At 70.7% G+C, this 19,051-nt stretch carries 16 protein-coding genes and 1 pseudogene; 14 read left to right on the top strand and 3 right to left on the bottom strand.

What is annotated here, in order from left to right; translation table 11 throughout:
- Positions 1-124 precede the first annotated feature (124 nt).
- From AAFF41_RS07520 to AAFF41_RS07455, 14 genes are all read left to right on the top strand, one after another.
- Positions 125-2,146 carry a beta-galactosidase gene (locus AAFF41_RS07520; RefSeq protein WP_343323735.1) on the top strand — a complete coding sequence of 674 codons (2,022 nt, stop codon included), beginning with the start codon at positions 125-127 and terminating at the stop codon, positions 2,144-2,146.
- A 224-nt stretch (positions 2,147-2,370) separates the two neighbouring features.
- Positions 2,371-3,933 (top strand): glycosyl hydrolase 53 family protein, encoded by a 1,563-nt coding sequence (locus AAFF41_RS07515; protein WP_343323734.1) that lies wholly within the window; start codon positions 2,371-2,373, stop codon positions 3,931-3,933.
- 192 nt (positions 3,934-4,125) lie between these two features.
- Entirely contained in the window at positions 4,126-4,410 is a 285-nt protein-coding gene (locus AAFF41_RS07510) for an ArsR family transcriptional regulator (protein ID WP_319745730.1), read from the top strand.
- Between the two features lie 226 nt (positions 4,411-4,636).
- The gene (crcB, locus tag AAFF41_RS07505) at positions 4,637-5,113 is read left to right on the top strand and encodes a fluoride efflux transporter CrcB (protein WP_343323733.1); all 477 of its coding nucleotides are present in this window, start codon (positions 4,637-4,639) and stop codon (positions 5,111-5,113) included.
- The gene (locus tag AAFF41_RS07500; protein ID WP_319745734.1) at positions 5,110-5,484 is read left to right on the top strand and encodes a DUF190 domain-containing protein; all 375 of its coding nucleotides are present in this window, start codon (positions 5,110-5,112) and stop codon (positions 5,482-5,484) included. Before crcB (AAFF41_RS07505) ends, AAFF41_RS07500 begins: the two co-directional genes overlap by 4 nt.
- A 2-nt stretch (positions 5,485-5,486) precedes the next feature.
- Positions 5,487-5,861, top strand: a complete 375-nt coding sequence (gene crcB, locus AAFF41_RS07495) for a fluoride efflux transporter CrcB (RefSeq protein WP_190169374.1) — start codon at positions 5,487-5,489, stop codon at positions 5,859-5,861.
- 93 nt (positions 5,862-5,954) lie between these two features.
- Positions 5,955-6,791 carry an undecaprenyl-diphosphate phosphatase gene (locus tag AAFF41_RS07490; RefSeq protein WP_319745736.1) on the top strand — a complete coding sequence of 279 codons (837 nt, stop codon included), beginning with the start codon at positions 5,955-5,957 and terminating at the stop codon, positions 6,789-6,791.
- A gap of 116 nt (positions 6,792-6,907) precedes the next feature.
- A complete protein-coding gene (locus tag AAFF41_RS07485) occupies positions 6,908-7,639 on the top strand; it encodes a FadR/GntR family transcriptional regulator (protein WP_079089229.1) in 732 nt (243 codons plus the stop codon).
- Positions 7,636-9,084, top strand: coding sequence for an amino acid permease (locus AAFF41_RS07480; RefSeq protein ID WP_343323732.1), 1,449 nt, complete (start codon positions 7,636-7,638; stop codon positions 9,082-9,084). Before AAFF41_RS07485 ends, AAFF41_RS07480 begins: the two co-directional genes overlap by 4 nt.
- Positions 9,085-9,092: 8 nt before the next feature.
- Positions 9,093-10,100, top strand: a complete 1,008-nt coding sequence (locus AAFF41_RS07475; RefSeq protein ID WP_319746083.1) for an asparaginase — start codon at positions 9,093-9,095, stop codon at positions 10,098-10,100.
- A gap of 168 nt (positions 10,101-10,268) precedes the next feature.
- Entirely contained in the window at positions 10,269-11,687 is a 1,419-nt protein-coding gene (gene aspA / locus AAFF41_RS07470) for an aspartate ammonia-lyase (RefSeq protein ID WP_319745740.1), read from the top strand.
- 33 nt (positions 11,688-11,720) lie between these two features.
- The gene (locus AAFF41_RS07465) at positions 11,721-12,668 is read left to right on the top strand and encodes a glutaminase (protein WP_319745742.1); all 948 of its coding nucleotides are present in this window, start codon (positions 11,721-11,723) and stop codon (positions 12,666-12,668) included.
- 211 nt (positions 12,669-12,879) lie between these two features.
- Positions 12,880-14,292 (top strand): polyprenol phosphomannose-dependent alpha 1,6 mannosyltransferase MptB, encoded by a 1,413-nt coding sequence (mptB, locus tag AAFF41_RS07460; RefSeq protein WP_319745744.1) that lies wholly within the window; start codon positions 12,880-12,882, stop codon positions 14,290-14,292.
- On the top strand, positions 14,289-15,674 hold the full coding sequence (locus AAFF41_RS07455; protein ID WP_343323731.1) for a glycosyltransferase 87 family protein: 1,386 nt from the start codon (positions 14,289-14,291) through the stop codon (positions 15,672-15,674). Before mptB ends, AAFF41_RS07455 begins: the two co-directional genes overlap by 4 nt.
- 59 nt (positions 15,675-15,733) lie before the next feature.
- Here AAFF41_RS07455 and AAFF41_RS07450 read toward each other — a convergent pair.
- From AAFF41_RS07450 to AAFF41_RS07440, 3 genes and pseudogenes are all read right to left on the bottom strand, one after another.
- Positions 15,734-16,432, bottom strand: a pseudogene (locus AAFF41_RS07450) (D-alanyl-D-alanine carboxypeptidase family protein); the annotation flags it as partial.
- A 258-nt stretch (positions 16,433-16,690) separates the two neighbouring features.
- Positions 16,691-17,833 (bottom strand): transcription termination factor Rho, encoded by a 1,143-nt coding sequence (gene rho / locus AAFF41_RS07445; protein WP_319745749.1) that lies wholly within the window; start codon positions 17,831-17,833, stop codon positions 16,691-16,693.
- A 285-nt stretch (positions 17,834-18,118) separates the two neighbouring features.
- Positions 18,119-18,949 carry a class I SAM-dependent methyltransferase gene (locus AAFF41_RS07440; RefSeq protein WP_319745751.1) on the bottom strand — a complete coding sequence of 277 codons (831 nt, stop codon included), beginning with the start codon at positions 18,947-18,949 and terminating at the stop codon, positions 18,119-18,121.
- Positions 18,950-19,051: the final 102 nt, after the last annotated feature.

The following is a 19,051-nucleotide window of genomic DNA, read 5'->3' as shown; positions in this document are numbered from 1 at the left end:
CGTTCACAGTAGAGAAACATCCCGGACACTTGTCAATGGTTGTTGCTGTGCGGTTATGTTGGCCTCGCGCCGCTGATCGAGTGTGTGCACGTTCCCAAATGATCGATTAAACGGGAGAAGATCCATGCCGGAGACCACACCCAAGGGCCTCACCGGGCTCGCCTTCGGTGGGGACTACAACCCCGAGCAGTGGCCGGAAAACGTCTGGCACGAGGACGTCCGGCTGATGCGCGAGGCGGGTGTCACGATGGTGAGCGTCGGGATCTTCTCCTGGGCGCTGCTCGAACCCGCCCGGGGGACGCACGACTTCGGCTGGCTGGACCGACTGCTCGACCTGCTGCACGAGAACGGCATCCGTGCCGACCTCGGCACCCCGACCGTCGCGCCGCCCGCCTGGTTCTACCGCGAGCACCCCGAGGCGCTGCCGGTGGCCGCCGACGGCACCCGCTACGAGTTCGGCTCGCGCGGCGCCATCTGCCACAGCAACAGCGACTACCGCGCCGCCGCGGCGAGCATCACCACCGCACTCGCCACCCGGTACGCCGACCATCCCGCGCTCGCCCTCTGGCACGTCCACAACGAGTACGGAGTGCCCGTCTCGGCCTGCTACTGCGCGTCCTGCGCCGCCCACTTCCGCCGCTGGCTGGCTCGCACGTACGGGACCGTGGACGCGGTCAACGAGGCCTGGGGCACCGCCTTCTGGGGCCAGCGCTACGCGGACTTCGAGCAGATCAACCCGCCGCGCGTGACCCCCACGGTCGGCAACCCGGCCCAGGCCCTGGACTACAAGCGCTTCGCCGACGAGACCATGCGCGAGAACTTCGTCGCCGAGCGGGACATCCTGCACCGCCTCGCCCCCGGCATCCCGGTCACCACGAACTTCATGACCGCCCTCAGCCAGTGCGACTCCGTCGACTACTGGGCCTGGGGCCGTGAGGTCGACCTCGTCACCAACGACCACTACCTGATCACCGACGGCCGCCGCACCCACGTCAACCTCGCGATGGCCGCCGACCTCACCCGCTCCGTCGCGGGCGGCGCCCCCTGGCTGCTGCTCGAACACTCCACGTCCGGCGTCAACTGGCAGCCCCGCAACCCGGCGAAGTCCCCGGGCCAGATGGCCCGCAACTCCCTCGCGCACGTGGCGCGCGGCTCCGAGGGCGCCATGTTCTTCCAGTGGCGGCAGTCCCGGCGCGGCGCCGAGAAGTTCCACTCGGCGATGCTGCCGCACGCCGGCACCGACTCCCGGGTCTGGCGCGAGGTCGTCGAACTCGGCGCGTCCGTCGAGTCGCTGACCTCGGTCAAGGGCAGCCGCACCGTCGCCGACGCCGCCGTGCTGTGGGACTGGCACTCGTGGTGGGCGCAGAGCCTCGACTGGCGCCCCAGCGAGGACCACGACCCGCGCGAGCGCGCCGACGCGTTCTACGAGGCGCTCTACGACCGTCACCTCACGGTCGACTTCGCCCACCCGGAAGCCGATTTGTCGGCCTATCCCCTTGTCGTCGTCCCCGCCCTCTACCTGATGACCGAGGCCGCCGGGAACAACCTCAGGGAGTACGTCGGACACGGCGGCACCCTCGTCGTCTCGTACTTCTCCGGCATCGTCGACGAGCACGACGCCGTGCACCAGGGTGCCTACCCCGGTGCGCTGAGGGACGTGCTCGGCCTGACCGTCGAGGAGTTCTCGCCGCTCCTGAAGGACGACCGGGTCCGGATCACCGGCCCCGACGGCTCCGAGCTCACCGGCGACGTCTGGACCGAGTTCGTGGTGCCGCGCGGCGCCGAGACCGTGTGGACGTACGCCGACGGACTCACCGCGGGCCACCCGGCCGTCACCCGTCACCGGCTCGGCGAGGGCTCCGCCTGGTACGTCTCCACCCGCCTCGGCGCGCAGGGCCTGGACGCCCTCATCGGCTGGGCGTCCGACGACGCGCGGATCGCGCCGCCGGCCGACCTGCCCCGCGATGTCGAAGTGGTGCGCCGCAGCGGTGAGTCGGGCACCTTCCTGTTCGCGATCAACCACACCTCGTCGGACGCCAAGGTGCCGCTGGACGCGGCCGGCACCGAGCTGCTGACGGGCGAACGCGCCACGGGCCGCCTCGTGCTGCCCGCGGGGGCCGTCCGGGTCGTACGGCTCGACGGCTGAGCCGACCGCCGTCCCGGCCGTACGGCCTGACGGCTGAGCCGACCGCCGTCCTCGCCGTACGACTTCACGCCTCACCCGACCGCCGCCGGGTCGCAGGGCCCCGCGGCCGAGCCGAACTCCCCTCCGCCCGTGAGTGCCACGAGAGCCGCGGGCGGAGGGGGCGCCCCCAGAGCCACTCCGGGGGCACCCCCATTCCCATCACGTCGAAGGGACGACGGACGAAGATGTTCCATCCCAGACGCACACTCAGGACCCTGCTGCTGCCGCTCGCGGCCGGGCTGGCCCTCACCGCCCTGCCCGCGCAGACGGCACAGGCGGCGAGCACCCTCACCAACGCCGGATTCGAGGCCGACGGCGCCGGCACGGCCACGCCCGCCGGCTGGTCGGAGTACGGCGACACCGGCGCCTCCTACGTGGAGGCCGGGGGCCACAGCGGTGGTTACCGCCTCACGCAGTACTCCTCCGCCGCCTACAAGGTGGAGACGTACCAGTACCTCTCCGGACTGACCAACGGGAACTACCGGCTCACCGCCTGGGTGCGCTCGGGCGGCGGCCAGAACTCCGCCTACCTCGCGCTGAAGAACTGCGGCGGCACCGAGCAGCGCACCGACCTGCCGGTCTCCAGCAGCGGATGGATACACCTCGTCGTCCCCGTCGTGGTGACCGGCAACCAGTGCACGATCAGCATCGACTCCGATGCCAACGCGGGCAACTGGATCAACGTCGACGACCTGACGTTCACCTCCGGCAGCGCCACCGGGCTCTCCGTCAAGGGCTCCGACATCTCCTCCCTCGCCAAGAGCGAGGCCCTCGGCGGCGTCTACAGGACCAGCTCCGGCACCACCGGTGACGCGCTCGCCATCCTGAAGTCCGCAGGTATGAACTACGCGCGCCTGAAGGTCTGGGTGAACCCCGCCGACGGTTACAACAACAAGACGCGCGTCCTGGCGATGGCCAAGCGCATCAAGGCGCAGGGCATGAAGCTCCTGGTCGACTTCCACTACTCGGACACCTGGGCCGATCCCGGCGCCCAGACCAAGCCGGCCGCCTGGGCGGGCCACTCCTACAGCCAGCTGAAGACGGACGTCTACAACCACACGTACGACGTCCTCAACGCGCTGAAGGCGCAGGGCACCACCGCCGACATGGTCCAGGTCGGCAACGAGATCAACGGCGGGATGCTGTGGTCCGAGGGCTCCACCGACAACTGGTCGCAGCTTGCCGGGCTCCTCAACTCCGGCTACGACGCCGTCAAGGCCGTCAGCTCGTCGACGACCGTCGCGCTGCACCTCGCCAAGGGCGGCGACCTGTCCGGCACCCGCTGGTGGTTCGACAACGCGGTCTCAAGCGGCGTGAAGTTCGACGCCATCGGCCTGTCCTACTACGGCTACTGGCACGGCCCGCTCTCCGACTTCCAGACGACCCTGGACGACGCGGCCGCGCGCTACGGCAAGCCGGTGTTCCTGGCCGAGACGGCCTACCCCTTCCGTCTCGACAGCGACGACTCGCTCGTCAACCAGATCGACACGACCGGTGAGCTGGTTTCCGGCTACCCGGCCACCACCGCCGGGCAGTCCGCGTGGCTGCGGGACGTGATGAACGTCGTGGAGGCCGTCCCGAACGGCCGCGGCCTCGGTGTCTTCTACTGGGAGGCCACCTGGACCGCCGTCACCGGCAACGGCTGGGACCCGGCCGACGCCACGTCCGGCAACGGCTGGGAGAACCAGGCGCTGTTCGGCTTCGACGACAAGGCGCTGCCCGCCATGTCGCAGTTCGGCCACCGCTGATCAGCCACCTGATCAGCGGCCTGATCAGTCACCGTCGATGACATGAGGGCCCGGCTGCCGCGGCGGCCGGGCCCTTGTGGTCGTCCAGGGACTTTCGGGCCGCGCGCAGGCGTGGAAGTCCCGTGCGGGTCGCTCCGGGCTGCGGGACAGTGGTGACACAGCGCCACCATCACGAAGAGCAGGGGGGACGAGATGCTGAGGGTTCCCGTCGGCGGGCAACGGCTGGACATCCTGGAGTGGCTGCGGGACCCCGCCGCGCACTTCCCGCCCGAGCGCCACGGCTCTCTCCTCGACGGCGTCGACGCGGCCACCCTCGCCACCAAGCTCGGCGTGAGCCACGCCGTCGCCCGCACCCACCTCGATCTCCTCGTCGGGGTCGGGCTGCTGCGCGCGAGGAAGATCGGGCGACGCACGCTCTACCGCCGCGACGAGTACCGCATCGCGGAGGTCCGCTCCCTGTTCGAGAAGGGCTGGTAGGGCGGGGAGAGGAAGCGTGGGAGGGGCGGCGGGGGCGCCGCGTGCCCCGGTCGAGTGTGCGAGGGCGATGGGGTCGGCGTTACCCTGTTCAGCGGCCGCGATCATGTGTCGCGGCGCGGCGGTGGGGCCCGCCGTACCCGAACCGCGGCGCTGATGCCGCCAACGGTCCCTACTTGCGATGAGGTGTGCCCGGGGGCCCGGGCCCGGCGAGTAGGAGAAGTACGTCATGACAGTCCCGCATCCCGAGCGCGTCGACGAGCCGGGTGCCCCCGCACGGCCGACCCCGCGGCCCGCGTCCCCCTGGCACGGCCAGGCTCCGGTCGTGGCGATGGTCTCGCTCGGCGGAGCCATCGGCGCCACCGCCCGGTACGGGGCCGCGCGGCTGTGGCCCGTGGAGACGGGCGGGTTCCCCTGGACCACGTTCTGGGTCAACGTCATCGGCTGTGCGGTGATCGGCGTCTTCATGGTCGTCATCACGGATGTGTGGGCGGCCCACCGACTCGTGCGGCCCTTCTTCGGCACCGGTGTGCTGGGAGGGTTCACCACCTTTTCGACGTACGCCGTGGACATCCGGAAACTGGTCGACTCGGGCCACCCCGGAACCGGCCTCGCCTATCTCGCCGCGACCTTGTGCGCGGCGCTCACGGCGGTGTGGCTCGCGGTGACCGCGACCCGCCGCGCCCTGGTAAGGAGGCAGCGATGACACGGCTGACGGGCAGCGCCCTACGGGTGACGATCTTCATCGGCGAGAACGACGTCTGGCACCACAAGCCGCTGTACACGGAGATCGTGCACCGCGCCCACGCGGCGGGACTGGCCGGCGCGAGCGTCTTCCGTGGCATCGAGGGCTTCGGCGCCTCCTCGCTGATCCACACCTCGCGGCTGTTGTCGCTGAGCGAGGACCTGCCGGTGGCGATCGTCATCGTGGACACCGAGGACCGCGTCCGTGCCTTCCTGCCCCAGCTCGACGAACTCGTCGGCGAGGGGCTGGTGATCCTCGACGACTGCGAAGTCATCCGGTATGCGGGACGTGACGGCGAATCCGACAAAACGGGCAAGAAAGGTAAGAGGTAGTTGTGAACTGGCTGCTGGTGATCGTCGGCGGAATGGTCGGCGCGCCCCTGCGCTATCTGACCGACCGTGCGGTGCAGACCAGGCACGACACCGTCTTCCCCTGGGGCACCTTCGCGGTCAACGTCGTCGGCTGTCTGGTTCTCGGCCTGCTGACCGGCGCGGTCGCCGCGGGGACCGCGGGGTCCCACCTTCAGCTGTTCCTCGGGACCGGCCTGTGCGGGGCGCTGACCACATACTCGACGTTCTCGTACGAGACACTACGGCTGACCGAGACCGGCGCGGGGTTCTACGCTGCGGCCAACGTGCTCGTGAGCGTGACGGCCGGGCTCGGCGCGGCGTTCGCGGGTGTCTCGTTCGCCCAGGCGTTGTGGGCCTAGGCATCGGACGTCACTCGCGCATAGTAAGACTGTCTACAGCACTGTCGACCAACCTTCCTCATCATCAACCCCTCAGACCTAGAACTGGATCCCATGAGCGTCATCAACGTCGGTCAGGCCGTCGTCCTCGGAGTCGTCGAGGGAGTGACCGAGTTCCTCCCCGTCTCCTCCACCGGCCACCTCAAGATCACCGAGGGGCTGATGAACATCCCGGTCGACGACAAGGCCGTCGTCGGGTTCTCGGCGGTCATCCAGGTCGGCGCGATCGCCGCCGTACTGGTGTACTTCTTCAAGGACATCGTGCGGATCGTCTCCGCGTGGGGCCGGGGGCTGCGCAACCGCGAGGAGCGGCAGCACCACGACTACAAGTTCGCCTGGTGGGTCATCTACGCCACCGTCCCGATCGTGATCGTGGGCCTCGCCGCCAAGCCGCTCATCGACGGGGCGCTCGGCTCCCTGTGGGTGGTCGCGGGCTCGCTGATCGTCGGCAGTGGTGTGATGTGGGCGGCGGACCAGATGGGACGCCACAAGCGCGGTGAGGACGACACGTCCTTCAAGGACGCGATGCTGGTCGGTTGTTCGCAGATCCTCGCGCTGCTCTTCCCGGGCTTCTCGCGCTCCGGCGCCACGATGTCGACCGCGCTGATCCTGGACCTGGATCGGGTCGCCGCCACCCGGCTCTCCTTCTTCCTCGGCATCCCCGCCCTCACCGGCGCCGGTCTGTACGAGCTCAAGGACGCCCTGGGTACGGGGGTGGGCGCCGCGCCGCTCGCCGTCGGCACGATCGTCTCCTTCGTCGTCGCCTACGGGTCGATCGCCTGGCTGCTGAAGTTCGTCGCCAAGCACTCCTTCAACGCCTTCGTGATCTACCGGATCGTGATCGGTCTGGCACTGTTCGGGCTGCTGGCGAGCGGGACCCTCGCCAGCTGATCGCGGAAACAGCAGCTCACAGGGGGTGCGAAGCCGGTTTACAGGCTTCGCGCCCCCTGAATGTTTCTTTTCACTCCCCTTGACAGCCCCCTCTTGTCACCCGCAGGATCACCCCCGTGAACCTGTCAGACAGCCAGACAGGTGGATCGGTACCGCGGCGCGTCAGCGCCATGGAAGCGGTGCTCACCCACCTTCGCAGCGCCATCGAGCGCGGCGAATACGCCATCGGTGACAAGCTCCCCTCCGAGGCCGAGCTGTGCCGCCGCCTGGAGGTCAGCCGGCCGGTGCTCCGCGAGGCGCTGCGGGCCCTGCAGGTGATGGGCCTGACCGTGTCCCGTACGGGCAAGGGCACCTTTGTGGTCGCCAACACGGTCGAGGACCCCACCTTCGGCGACTACGCGGCCAGCGACCTGCTCGAGGTGCGCCGCCACGTCGAGATCCCGGTCGCCGGTTACGCGGCGGTGCGCCGCACCCCGGAGAACCTCGACCACCTGGCCCATCTGCTGGACCGGATGGAGCGGGAGACCGACACCACGGCGTGGGTCGCGATGGACACGATCTTCCACATCGCGGTCGCCGAGGCCTCGCAGAACCCGGTCTTCCGCAGGGTGATCGAAGAGATCCGGGACGCTCTGGCCCGCCAGTCCGCCTTCCTCAACGAGCTCGGCGGGCGGCGCGAACAGTCCAACCGTGAGCACCGGGCGATCGTCGAAGCGCTGATCGACGGCAGTGAACACGACGCGGTGGAGGCGATGTCCCATCACCTCGACCGCGTGGAGACCACCCTCACCGACATCGTGCGCCCCGCGCGTACGGACATCCCCACGGAAGGCGGACCCGAGGCGTGAGCGAGCAGTCCCTCAAAGACGAGGCCACATCGGCAGGCAAACCGGCCGCGCACGTCGACGCCGGAGACGCGGGTTACAGCAAGTCGCTGAAGTCCCGGCACGTCAACATGATCGCCATCGGCGGTGCCATCGGCACCGGCCTGTTCCTCGGCGCGGGCGGCCGGCTGGCCGACGCCGGCCCCTCCCTCTTCGTGGCGTACGCGGTGTGCGGCGTCTTCGCCTTCCTCGTCGTGCGCGCGCTCGGCGAACTCGTCCTGTACCGGCCGTCCTCCGGCGCCTTCGTGTCGTACGCCCGGGAGTTCCTGGGGGAGAAGGGCGCGTACGTCGCCGGCTGGATGTACTTCCTGAACTGGGCCACCACCGGTATCGCCGACATCACCGCCGTGGCCGTCTACACCCACTACTGGGGCATGTTCTCCGACATCCCGCAGTGGGTGATCGCGCTCGTCGCGCTCGCCGTCGTCCTCACGGTGAACCTGATATCCGTACGCATGTTCGGCGAACTGGAGTTCTGGTTCGCGATCATCAAGGTGAGCGCGCTCGTCGTCTTCATGCTCATCGGCATCTTCCTGCTGGTCACCCAGCACCCCGTCGACGGCACCACCCCCGGCCCGTCCCTGATCACCGACAACGGCGGAATCTTCCCCAACGGCCTGCTGCCGATGCTGCTGATCATCCAGGGCGTCGTCTTCGCCTACGCCTCCGTCGAGCTGGTCGGTGTCGCGGCGGGCGAGACGGAGAACCCCGAGAAGATCATGCCGAAGGCGATCAACTCGATCATGTGGCGTGTCGGCCTGTTCTACGTCGGTTCGGTCGTCCTGCTCTCGATGCTGCTGCCCTGGAACAAGTACAGCGCGGGCCAGAGCCCCTTCGTGACCGTCCTGTCGAACATCGGAATCCCGGCGGCGGGCGGCGTGATGAACCTGGTCGTGCTCACCGCGGCCATGTCGTCCCTCAACTCCGGCCTCTACTCCACCGGCCGCATCCTGCGCTCCATGGCGATGTCGGGCTCCGCTCCCAGGTTCACCGGCGTGATGAGCCGCAGCCAGGTCCCGTACGGCGGCATCCTGCTCACCAGCGGGATCTGCGTCCTCGGTGTCGGCCTCAACTTCGTGGTCCCCGCCGACGCCTTCGAGATCGTCCTGAACTTCGCCGCCATCGGTATCCTCGCCACCTGGGGCATGATCATGCTCTGCCATGTGCTGTTCTGGCGGAAGACCCAGCGCGGCGAGCTGACCCGGCCGAGCTACCGCCTGCCCGGCTCGCCGTGGACCGAGCTCGTGACGATCGGCTTCCTCGTGTCCGTCCTCGTCCTGATGTACGCCGACGGGGGAGCGGGGCGCACCACCGTGCTGTGTCTGCCGCTGATCGCCGTGGCGCTGGTCGCCGGGTGGTACGGGGTGCGCCGCCGGGTCTCCGGCATCCGTGACGGAGTGGACGCGTGAGCACGAGCATGACGTACGCCGCCTCGATCGCCGCCGCCCCGGTGATCCGCGAACCCCTGCACGCCCCCGTCGCCCACCTCGTCCGCGGTGGAGTCGTCGAAGGCATCCACTACGGCTCGGTGGTCGTACTGGCCGCCGACGGCGGCGTCGACCTCCAGATCGGCGACATCGAGGCCGCGTTCCACCCGCGCTCGGCACTCAAGCCCGTCCAGGCGGTGGCGATGCTGCGGGCGGGACTGCCGCTGGACGGCGAACTGCTCGCGCTGGCCGCGGCCAGTCACTCGGGCGAGGAGCGGCACCTGGCCGGGACCCGGCGGATCCTGGAACTGGCCGGAGTCACCGAGGACGACCTGCGCAACGTGCCCGACCTGCCGTACGACCCGGTCGTGCGGGACGCCTGGATCCGCGAGGGGCGGCTGCCGTCCCGGCTCGCGCAGAACTGTTCCGGCAAACACGCCGCCATGCTGATGACCGCCCGGCTCAACGGCTGGTCCCTCGACGACTACCTTGACCCGGGTCACCCCCTCCAGCAGGCCGTCGCGGAGATCGTCGAGGACCTCACGGGGCAGGCGATCGCCCAGGTCACCGTCGACGGTTGTGGCGCGCCCCTCTTCTCCGTCTCGCTGCACGGGCTCGCCCGCGCCGCCGCCCGGATCACCACCGCACCGGCCGGCACCCCCGAGGCGCGGGTCGCCGACGCGATGCGCGAGCACGCCGAGATGGCGTCCGGCTCCGGCCGCGATGTCGCGGCGCTGATGCGGGCCGTTCCGGGACTGCTCACCAAGGACGGCTTCGAGGGCGTCCAGATGGCCGCGCTGCCCGACGGCCGGGCCGTCGCCGTGAAGATCGCCGACGGTGCGGACCGGGCGCGTGGGCCGGTGGCCGCGGCGGCGCTGGCGCGCGCGGGGGTCGCCCCGGCGTTGCTTGCGGAGTTCGGCGCCGTGCCGTTGCTCGGAGGCGGTGCCGTGGTGGGCGGGCTTCGCCCCGCCCGGGCGCTCGATCCGCTCCCGGGCTGAGCGGTGTGCGACCAGGTCGTGGGGGTGCGTCGCCGAGTGCGGGCCGTTGTGGCTGGTCGCGCAGTTCCCCGCGCCCCTTGGGCCCGTGCACCTCGGGCCCGGAAACGGCTCGCCCCCGACCGCCTCACCCATCCCACTCCCACCCCTCCGAAAGAGGACCGCTCAGTCATGACCGTCGCCGTAGCGCACCGCAGTGAACACGATCTGCTCGGGGACCGTGACGTCCCGGCCGAGGCGTACTGGGGCATCCACTCCCTGCGCGCCACCGAGAACTTCCCCATCACGGGAACGTCGATCTCCGCCTACCCGCATCTGATCGAGGCCCTGGCCGCCGTCAAGGAGGCCGCCGCCCGTGCCAACGAGGAACTCGGCCTGCTGGAACCGGAGAAGGCCATGGCCATCGTCGCGGCCTGCCGGGAGATCCGCGCCGGCAAGCTGCACGACCAGTTCGTCGTCGACGTGATCCAGGGCGGCGCCGGCACCTCGACGAACATGAACGCCAACGAGGTCGTCGCCAACCGGGCGTTGGAGCTCCTCGGCCGTGCCAAGGGCGAATACCAGTACCTGCACCCCAACGAGGACGTCAACCTCGGCCAGTCGACCAACGACGTCTACCCCACCGCCGTCAAGGTCGCCACCGTCTTCGCGGTGCGCGAGCTGCTCAAGGCGATGGCCGTGCTCCAGGACGCCTTCGCCGCCAAGGCCTTCGAGTTCCGCGACGTGTTGAAGATGGGGCGTACCCAGCTCCAGGACGCGGTGCCGATGACCCTCGGGCAGGAGTTCTCGGCGTACGCGGTGATGCTCGACGAGGACCGCAGCCGTCTCGCCGAGGCCGTCGAGCTGATCCACGAGATCAACCTCGGCGCCACGGCCATCGGTACCGGCCTCAACGCCCCCGCCGGATACGCGGAATCCGCCCGCCGCCACCTCGCCGCGATCACCGGGCTGCCCCTGGTCACCGCCGCCAACCTGGTCGAGGCCACCCAGGACTGCGGCGCCTTCGTCCAGATGTCCGGCGTGCTCAAGCGGATCGCGGTGAAGCTGTCGAAGAGCTGCAACGACCTGCGGCTGCTGTCCTCCGGGCCGCGCGCGGGCCTCAACGAGATCAACCTGCCGCCGGTGCAGGCCGGTTCGAGCATCATGCCCGGCAAGGTCAACCCGGTGATCCCCGAGGTCGTCAACCAGGTCGCCTTCGAGGTCATCGGCAACGACGTCACCATCACCATGGCCGCGGAAGCGGGGCAGCTCCAGCTCAACGCCTTCGAGCCGATCATCCTGCACTCCCTGTCCGAGAGCCTCACCCACCTGCGTACCGCCTGCCTGACCCTCGCAGAGCGTTGCGTCACCGGGATCACCGCCAACACGGAGGTCCTGCGCGCCGCGGTCGAGAACTCCATCGGCCTGGTGACCGCCCTGAACCCGCACATCGGGTACACGGCCGCCACCGACATCGCCAAGGAGGCCCTCGCCACCGGGCGCGGCGTCGCCGAACTCGTCCTGGAGAAGGGCCTGTTGCCCGCTGAGCGGCTGGCGGCGCTGCTGCGGCCCGAGGTGATCGCGGGCAGCGGCAGCCCGCAGGCGGTGTGACCCGATGCGCACCGGGACCGGCCCGGCGGCACAATGGTGATCATGGCTGCTTCGTCGTATCCGTCGTCCCCGACCTTCCAGCCGGTCCTGGAGCGCATCGCCACCGAGATCGGGCAGACACCCGGCCGCGGGCGGCCCGCCGACTACATCCCGGCGCTGGCCGCCTGCGACCCCCGGCGCTTCGGCATGGCCGTGGCCGAGCTCGACGGCACGGTGTACGGCGTGGGGGACTGGCGGCAGCCGTTCTCCACGCAGTCCATCACCAAGGTCTTCACGCTCGCCCTCGACCTCGCCCGTGAGGGCGACGAACTGTGGGAACACGTCGGTCGCGAGCCCTCCGGCAACCCCTTCAACTCGCTGGTGCAGCTGGAGTACGAGAACGGCATCCCTCGCAATCCCTTCATCAACGCGGGCGCCCTGGTCGTCACCGACCGGCTCCAGACCCGTACCGGCGACGCGGCCGGCACCCTGCTGGCCTTCCTCCGTGCGGAGAGCGGCAACGCCGACCTCACCTTCGACAAGGAGGTGGCCGCCTCCGAGGCCACCCGCGGCGACCGCAACGCGGCCCTCGGCCACTTCATGGCCTCGTACGGCAATATCGACAACCCGGTGCCGGTCCTCCTCGACCAGTACTTCCGCCAGTGCTCGATCGAGGCGTCCTGCGCCGACCTCGCCCTCGCCACGAGCTTCCTGGCCCGGCACGGCATCCGCGCCGACGGCTCCCGACTGCTCACCCAGAGCCAGGCCAAGCAGGTCAACGCGGTCATGCTGACGTGCGGCACATACGACGCGGCGGGCGAATTCGCCTACCGCGTCGGCCTCCCCGGCAAGAGTGGCGTAGGCGGCGGCATCATCGCGGTGGTCCCAGGCCGCTGCACCCTGTGCGTGTGGAGCCCAGGTCTGGACGAGCGGGGCAACTCGGTGGCGGGCGTGGCGGCCCTGGACCGCTTCACGACACTGACGGGCGTGTCGGTGTTCTGAGTCCGTACGGGTGGGGTTCACCCCGTCCCGGCTCGGTGGAGCGCCCCCGTCAGGGGCGCGGGGCTGTGACACGATGCGGCTCCGCCGCGTGGGCGCGACAAGCCACCACGCACCCGCACCCGACGGAGCGCCACGCGGAGGTAACTCCACGGATGCCGCCGGGAAGGCACGACGTCGCTGTCCGGCCACCCGCCCTTGACACGCTTGCCAAGTGTTGGCCAAGGCTCCCTTCGATCTCCACCGCTGTCAGGCCCTGGGCCTGACCGGTACCGCCTTCCTCGCGCTCGGCGGTGAGACGGCCGGCGCCCTGCCCACGCGGGACTTCCTCGCCCCCGGCTCCGCGCGTGCCGTACTCGGCGTGGTCGGGGTCTACTTCGGCGTCGTCCTGCTGATCGCCGCGTGGGTGCTGCTCGGCAAGGTCGTACGCGGTCCAGAGCCGCCGACGCCACGCGCACTGCTCCTGGTGCTCGCCGCGTGGGCGGCGCCGCTGCTGCTCGCGCCGCCGCTGTTCAGCAGGGACGTGTACAGCTATCTCGCGCAGGGCGCCATGGTCGACGCGCACATCGACGTGTACGCCAACGGGCCCGCGCAGCTCGGCGGGCCGCTCGCCGACGAGGTGGCACCGGTGTGGCAGCAGACCTCGACGCCGTACGGTCCGGTCTTCCTCGCCGTCGCCTCCGCGCTGTCCGGCCTCACCCGCGGGGAGATACCGGCCGGCCTGCTCGGCATGCGCCTGGTCGCGCTGCTCGGCGTCGGCCTGATGGCGGCGGCGCTGCCCCGCCTCGCCCGGCACAGCGGTGCCGATCCGGCCGCCGCGCTGTGGCTCGGCGCGCTCAACCCGCTCGTGCTGCTGCACCTGGTGGCCGGTGCGCACAACGACGCCATCATGCTGGGACTGCTCGGCGTCGGCCTGGTCGCCGCGCGCGGCCGATGGCACCTGCTGGGCGTCGTCCTCATCACCCTCGCCGCACTGGTCAAGGCGCCGGCCGTGCTCGGCCTGCTGGCGGTGGTGGCGCTGCGCGGGCGTCGCGGAGCAGTACGCACGGTCCTGACCACGACCGGGGTCGCGCTCGCCACCACGGCCGCGGTGACCGCCGTGGCGGGCACGGGGTACGGCTGGATAGCGGCCCTGAAGACCCCCGTCTCCCCGCACAACTGGTCGCCCACCAGCGTCCTCGGCCGCGCCACCGGCGCCCTGTTGGAGGATCTCGGCAGCGGTCTCGCCCCGCTGGCGATGCCCGTCTGGCACGCGACCGGGCTGGTGGTGACCGTCCTGGTCGTCCTGTTCATATGGCTGCGCCTGCGGCCGGGCCCCATCTACGCGCTGGGCCTGAGCCTGGGCGCGGTCGCCGTGTTCGGTCCCGCGATCCGGCCCTGGTACGCCCTGTGGGGCCTGTTCCTCATCGCCGCCGCGGCGCCCAACGGCTCGGTGCGCCACCGGGTCGCGGCGGCCAGTGCGGTACTCGCGCTCGCCGTCCTGCCCAGTGGCGGACCGCCGGACGTGGATCAGGTGGTGCTGGCCGTATCCGGCGGCGCGCTCGCCCTCGTCGTGCTCTGGCAGGCCCGTCAGGCCGCCAGGGCCGAGGAGCCGGCGCAGCCGCCGGTGCTGGGACGGACGGCATGAGACATCTGGACACCGACGGCCGACGGCTGCTCGGCCTGCTCTCTCTCGCCGTCTCGGTGGGCGTGTTCACCGCGACCGTGCCGCTGCTGCGCGGCTGGTTCGATCTGCGCGTCTACTACGGCACCGTCGACGCCTGGGTCCATCACGGCGGCCGGATCTACGACTACTGGGTGCCGGGAACCACGTACGGATTCACCTATCCGCCGTTCGCGGCCGTGGCCATGCTGCCGATGGCGCTTGTCGGGCTGCGCATCGCGATCGCCGTCTCCGTGGTGCTCAATCTCGTGGCGCTGGCGCTCGTGGTGTGGATCCTGGTCGGGCCCGCGCTGCGCCGCTACGGCTGGTACGGCTACGCCCTCGTGGCCTGTCTGCTGACCCTGCTCGAACCGGTCCGCGACACCTTCAGCTTCGGGCAGGTCAACCTGCTGCTGCTGGCCCTCGTCCTGAGCGACGCCTGGCTGCTGTCGACCGGCCGGGGACGCCGGGCGGGCGTCGGCATCGGGCTGGCCGCCGCGATCAAGCTCACCCCTGCGCTCTTCATCGGTCTGCTGCTGTTCGGCCGCCGCTGGCGCGCCGCCGGCGTCGCGACGGCCGTCGCCGCGGCGGCCACCGGTCTCGCGGCCTGGGCGGCACCGGACGCCTCGCGTTTCTACTGGTCCGAGGCACTGTGGGACACCACTCGCATCGGACGTCTCGCCTATGTCTCCAACCAGTCGCTGCAGGGCGTCCTGGCCCGGCTCGCCGCACCGGGCGAACCGAGTCGGGCCGTGTGGGCGGCGACCGCCCTGCTGATCCTGTGCGTCTGGGCGTGGCGGACCTCGAGGGCGCTGGCCGACGAGGACTGGACGGCCGCGTTCGCCCTCACCGGGCTCGCCGCCTGCCTCCTCAGCCCGATCACCTGGGTGCACCACCTCGTCTGGCTGCTGCCGTCCTTCGCCGTACTGCTGCACCGGCACCGGGCGCGGGTCGCGGCGGCCCTGTACGCGGTGCTGTGCAGCAGCGTGGTGTGGCTCTGGTTCGACGACTCCTCCGGCCTCGACGGATTCCTCGGCAGCAACACGTACACGTGGATCACACTGGGGCTGTTGCTGTGGCTGCCGGCGGGTCAGTCGCGGGTGGCCCGCACGCCCTTGAGACGCAGAGCGAGGGCCACTCCGCCCGCGCCCAGACCCGCGGCGCCCAGGATTCCGGCCGCCTCCGGCCAGCCGCCGTCGGGGCCGCCCGCGGACCCGGTTCTCGCCTGCACGGGCGAGGCGCCCGCCGCCGGGACGGACCGGCTGTCGGGGAGCGATCCGACGGGTTCGACGTGCCCGGCGGCCGCGAAGCCCCAGTCGAGCAGCGAGCGGGCCTCCTCGTACACCGTGGTGCCGCCACCCGCCTGAGGGTTCATCACCGTGACGAGGAGGGTGCGTCCGCCCCGGTGCGCGGCGGCGACGAGTGTGTTGCCCGCGTTGGTGGTGTAGCCGTTCTTGACGCCGATCAGGCCTGGGTAGGGCGCCACCCCGTCGGCGCCGGTCAGCAGCCGGTTGGTGTTCTGGATCTGGTACGGGTAGCCGTCGCCGGGGAAGGTGGCCTCGGCGGTGGAGCAGTAGCGCGCGAACTCCGGGTTGCGCAGGCCGGCCCGTCCGAAGACCGCGAGGTCGTACGCCGACGAGACCTGGCCGGGGGTGTCGTAGCCGTCGGGCGACTCGACATGGGTGTCGAGGGCGCCCAGCGAGCGGGCCTTGGCCTGCATCCGGACCGCCGTCCGGTGCCAGCCGCCGTTCATCGCGGCCAGTACGTGCACGGCGTCGTTGCCGGAGTTGAGAAAGACGCCGCGCCACAGGTCGGCCACGCGGTAGGTGTGCCCCGCGGCCACGCCCACCAAGCTGCTGCCGTCGCCGATGCCCTCCAGTTCCTCCTCCTTGACGGTGTGCTGGATGCCGGCGGGCAGCGCCGGGAGCACGGTGAGCGCGAAAAGGGTCTTGAGGGTGCTGGCGGGCGGCAGCTTGAGGTGCGCGTCGTGCGCGGCGAGCACCTCGCCGGTGCCTGAGTCGGCCACCACCCACGACAGCGCCGAGACGTTCGGCAGTGCGGGGGCGTCGGACCGTGTGCGTACCTGTGTCCCGGCCCGCTGGAGGTAGGGCGTCTGGGCGGCCATGGGTCTCGGCAGGCCCGTACCGAGGCGGGCGAGGGCCGGACTCGGCGCGAGGGCCAGTGCTCCGGCCACACAGAGGGCGGAGCAGGAGAAGGCGGTCAACGAGACGACCATCCGGGATGGGAATCCGATTGTCATACTGTCAACGTAGGAACGGAGTCGCCGTGCGCCGGGGTGCCAGGCCCGAGCGAGGGGATGCAGTACCCGGATGCCACACGCGGGAGAGGTCCGGGGGTCCGGCGTGGCGGATTCGCGGTGGGGTCAGGCGGTGGGCAGGGTCGGCTGGACCTGACGCAGGAAGGTCGCGTTGTCCGGCGTGGCGCGCAGCCGCTCCAACAGGGTTTCCAGGGCGGCCTGGGCGTCCCGGCTCTGCAGGGCGCGTCGCAGGCCGCGTACGGCCGTCAACTCGGCCCCGGGCAGGAGCAGTTCCTCGCGGCGGGTGCCGGAAGGGATGATGTCCACGGCCGGGAACACACGCCGTGAGGCGAGGATACGGTCGAGGCGGAGCTCCATGTTGCCGGTGCTCTTGAGCTCCTCGAAGAAGTAGTCGTCGGCGCGGGAGCCGGTCTCCACCAGGGCGGTGGCGAGGATGGTGAGCGAGCCGCCCTCCTCGGCGAGGCGCGCGGCGCCGAAGAACCGCTTGGGACCGTGCACCGCGGCGGCGTCGACGCCGCCGCTGAGGGTGCGGCCACCGGAGGCGGCCGCGTTGTTGTGCGCGCGGCACAACCGGGTGAGCGAGTCCATCAGGATGACGACGTCCTCGCCCTGTTCGACGAGCCGCTTGGCGCGCTCGACGACGAGCTCGGCCAGGGCGATGTGCTGCTTCGGCGTCTTGTCGAAGGTCGAGGCGTAGACCTCGCCACGGACGGAGCGCCGCATGTCGGTGACCTCTTCGGGCCGCTCGTCGAGGAGCAGCACGATCAGACGGCATTCGGGGTGGTTGCCCGCGACGGCGGCGGCGAGCTGCTGGAGCAGTACCGTCTTGCCGGTCTTGGGCGGGGCGACGATCAGACCGCGCTGGCCCTTGCCGACGGGGGAGACCAGGTCGACGACGCGTCCGGCCATGCCGCTCGCCGGGTGCTCCAGGCGGAGCCGGTCGCGCGGGTGCAGCGGGGTGAGGTCGTGGAAGTGCGGGCGGCGGCGCAGCTCTTCGGGGGTGCGGCCGTTGATCCGCTCGACCTCGGCGAGGGCGCGGGGTCCGCCGCGTACGCCTTCGACGGTGTCGCCCTTGCGCAGGCCGTGACGGCGGATCAGCGCGGCGGAGACCTGGACGTCGGTCGGCGTGGGCAGGCAGCTCTCGGCGGCGCGCAGGTACCCCTGCCCGTTGTGCGCGATGTCGAGGACACCGGTGGCGTGGGCCGGGAGCTGCTTCTGTACGGGAGGGTGTTCGAGTGTGGTGGTCATGAGAGGTGGTCCTTTCGAGGACGGAATCATGAGGTCATGAAGAAGGGAGGGGTGTGCCGGGGGGAGGCGGCGTGCTCACGCCTCGGTGCGGCGGGGAAGATCACCTGAAGGAGCTACGGCTGACCGCGCTCGGAAGGTGATGCGAAGAAGCTGGTCGCCCGATCGGAAACGCGACGGGGATGTCAGCGAAAGAAGGGGATTCAGCACCGGCGCCCGAGACGGGGCGTACACAAGTGCTGAGTGCAGACTACCACGGCCTGTGGCGAAGTGGCTGTGATCTAGCTCTCAACGGCCCGCCAGGAGGCCGTACAGCAGCGGAATGCGCGGCTCCCCCTCCGGCAGGCGCCACCAGCCGGACGGCGTACGGACCATCTGCGGCCAGCGCGGCCAGGGAAGCTCGTCGCTCTCCCGGAGCCGGCGGACACCGAGTCCCGCCCTCGTCAACGCGTTGATGACCTCGTCCATTCCGTGCATCCACTCGTAACTGTCGGTCGCGCCCTCGACGGCCGGTCCGTCGGTGTACGTGTAGGTCGCGTTCCGGTGCACGGCGTCCCGGCCGCCCAGGTAGTCGTGGCGCAGCAGCAGTTCGGTGCCCTCGCCCTCGGCGGGCTTGGGGCCCAGCGCGTTGAGCAGCGGATGGAACTCGGCGATGTACAACCTCCCTCCCAGGCGCAGCAGTTGAGCGATGACGCTGGCCCAGCGGTCCAGATCGGGCAGATAGCACAGGGCGCCCTTGCCGGTGTAGATCACGTCGAACCGCCGCCCGTCCAGGGCTTCGACGGCGTCGTACACATTGGCCCGTACGTACGTCACGTCGGCGCCCGCCCGTGCCGCGATGTCGGCAGCGGCCGCCACGGACGCCTCGGAGATGTCCAGGCCGACGGTCCGCGCGCCGCGCTCGGCGAAGGCGATCGTCTCGGTGCCGAGGTGGCACTGGAGATGGAGCACGTCGAGGCCGGCCAGGTCCCCGAGGTCCTCCCACTCGAAGGCGGCGAACCAGCGCGCCGGGTCGAGCTTCTCGCCCAGCCCGTAGAACCGGCTGGCGAGATGGACGGGGGTCCGCGCGTCCCAGTTGGCCTGGTTGGCCCGCATCATCCGCTCGTGCTCGTCGGTCATGGAACCATCCAACCGTGGACTCAGGCTCATCCGGGGGAAGAACCGCGGATCGGCGCGTACGCCCTCGCTGTCGGTCACGGGGCCGAGCGGGCAGAATCCTTC

Origin of the sequence: Streptomyces mirabilis (assembly GCF_039503195.1) — a bacterium.
In the GTDB taxonomy this organism is placed as follows: Bacteria; Actinomycetota; Actinomycetes; order Streptomycetales; family Streptomycetaceae; genus Streptomyces; species Streptomyces mirabilis_D.
The sequence above is the reverse complement of the archived record's forward strand: the minus strand, read 5'-3'. Positions and strand labels throughout refer to the sequence as shown.

Coding starts and splice junctions, on each gene's coding strand:
- AAFF41_RS07500 (WP_319745734.1), top strand. CDS start 5,110: ATGACACGGCTGACGGGCAGCGCCCTACGGGTGACGATCTTCATCGGC.
- AAFF41_RS07490 (WP_319745736.1), top strand. CDS start 5,955: ATGAGCGTCATCAACGTCGGTCAGGCCGTCGTCCTCGGAGTCGTCGAG.
- crcB (WP_343323733.1), top strand. CDS start 4,637: ATGACAGTCCCGCATCCCGAGCGCGTCGACGAGCCGGGTGCCCCCGCA.
- AAFF41_RS07475 (WP_319746083.1), top strand. CDS start 9,093: ATGACGTACGCCGCCTCGATCGCCGCCGCCCCGGTGATCCGCGAACCC.
- AAFF41_RS07510 (WP_319745730.1), top strand. CDS start 4,126: ATGCTGAGGGTTCCCGTCGGCGGGCAACGGCTGGACATCCTGGAGTGG.
- AAFF41_RS07455 (WP_343323731.1), top strand. CDS start 14,289: ATGAGACATCTGGACACCGACGGCCGACGGCTGCTCGGCCTGCTCTCT.
- AAFF41_RS07465 (WP_319745742.1), top strand. CDS start 11,721: ATGGTGATCATGGCTGCTTCGTCGTATCCGTCGTCCCCGACCTTCCAG.
- aspA (WP_319745740.1), top strand. CDS start 10,269: ATGACCGTCGCCGTAGCGCACCGCAGTGAACACGATCTGCTCGGGGAC.
- AAFF41_RS07520 (WP_343323735.1), top strand. CDS start 125: ATGCCGGAGACCACACCCAAGGGCCTCACCGGGCTCGCCTTCGGTGGG.
- AAFF41_RS07440 (WP_319745751.1), bottom strand. CDS start 18,949: ATGACCGACGAGCACGAGCGGATGATGCGGGCCAACCAGGCCAACTGG.
- rho (WP_319745749.1), bottom strand. CDS start 17,833: ATGACCACCACACTCGAACACCCTCCCGTACAGAAGCAGCTCCCGGCC.
- AAFF41_RS07515 (WP_343323734.1), top strand. CDS start 2,371: ATGTTCCATCCCAGACGCACACTCAGGACCCTGCTGCTGCCGCTCGCG.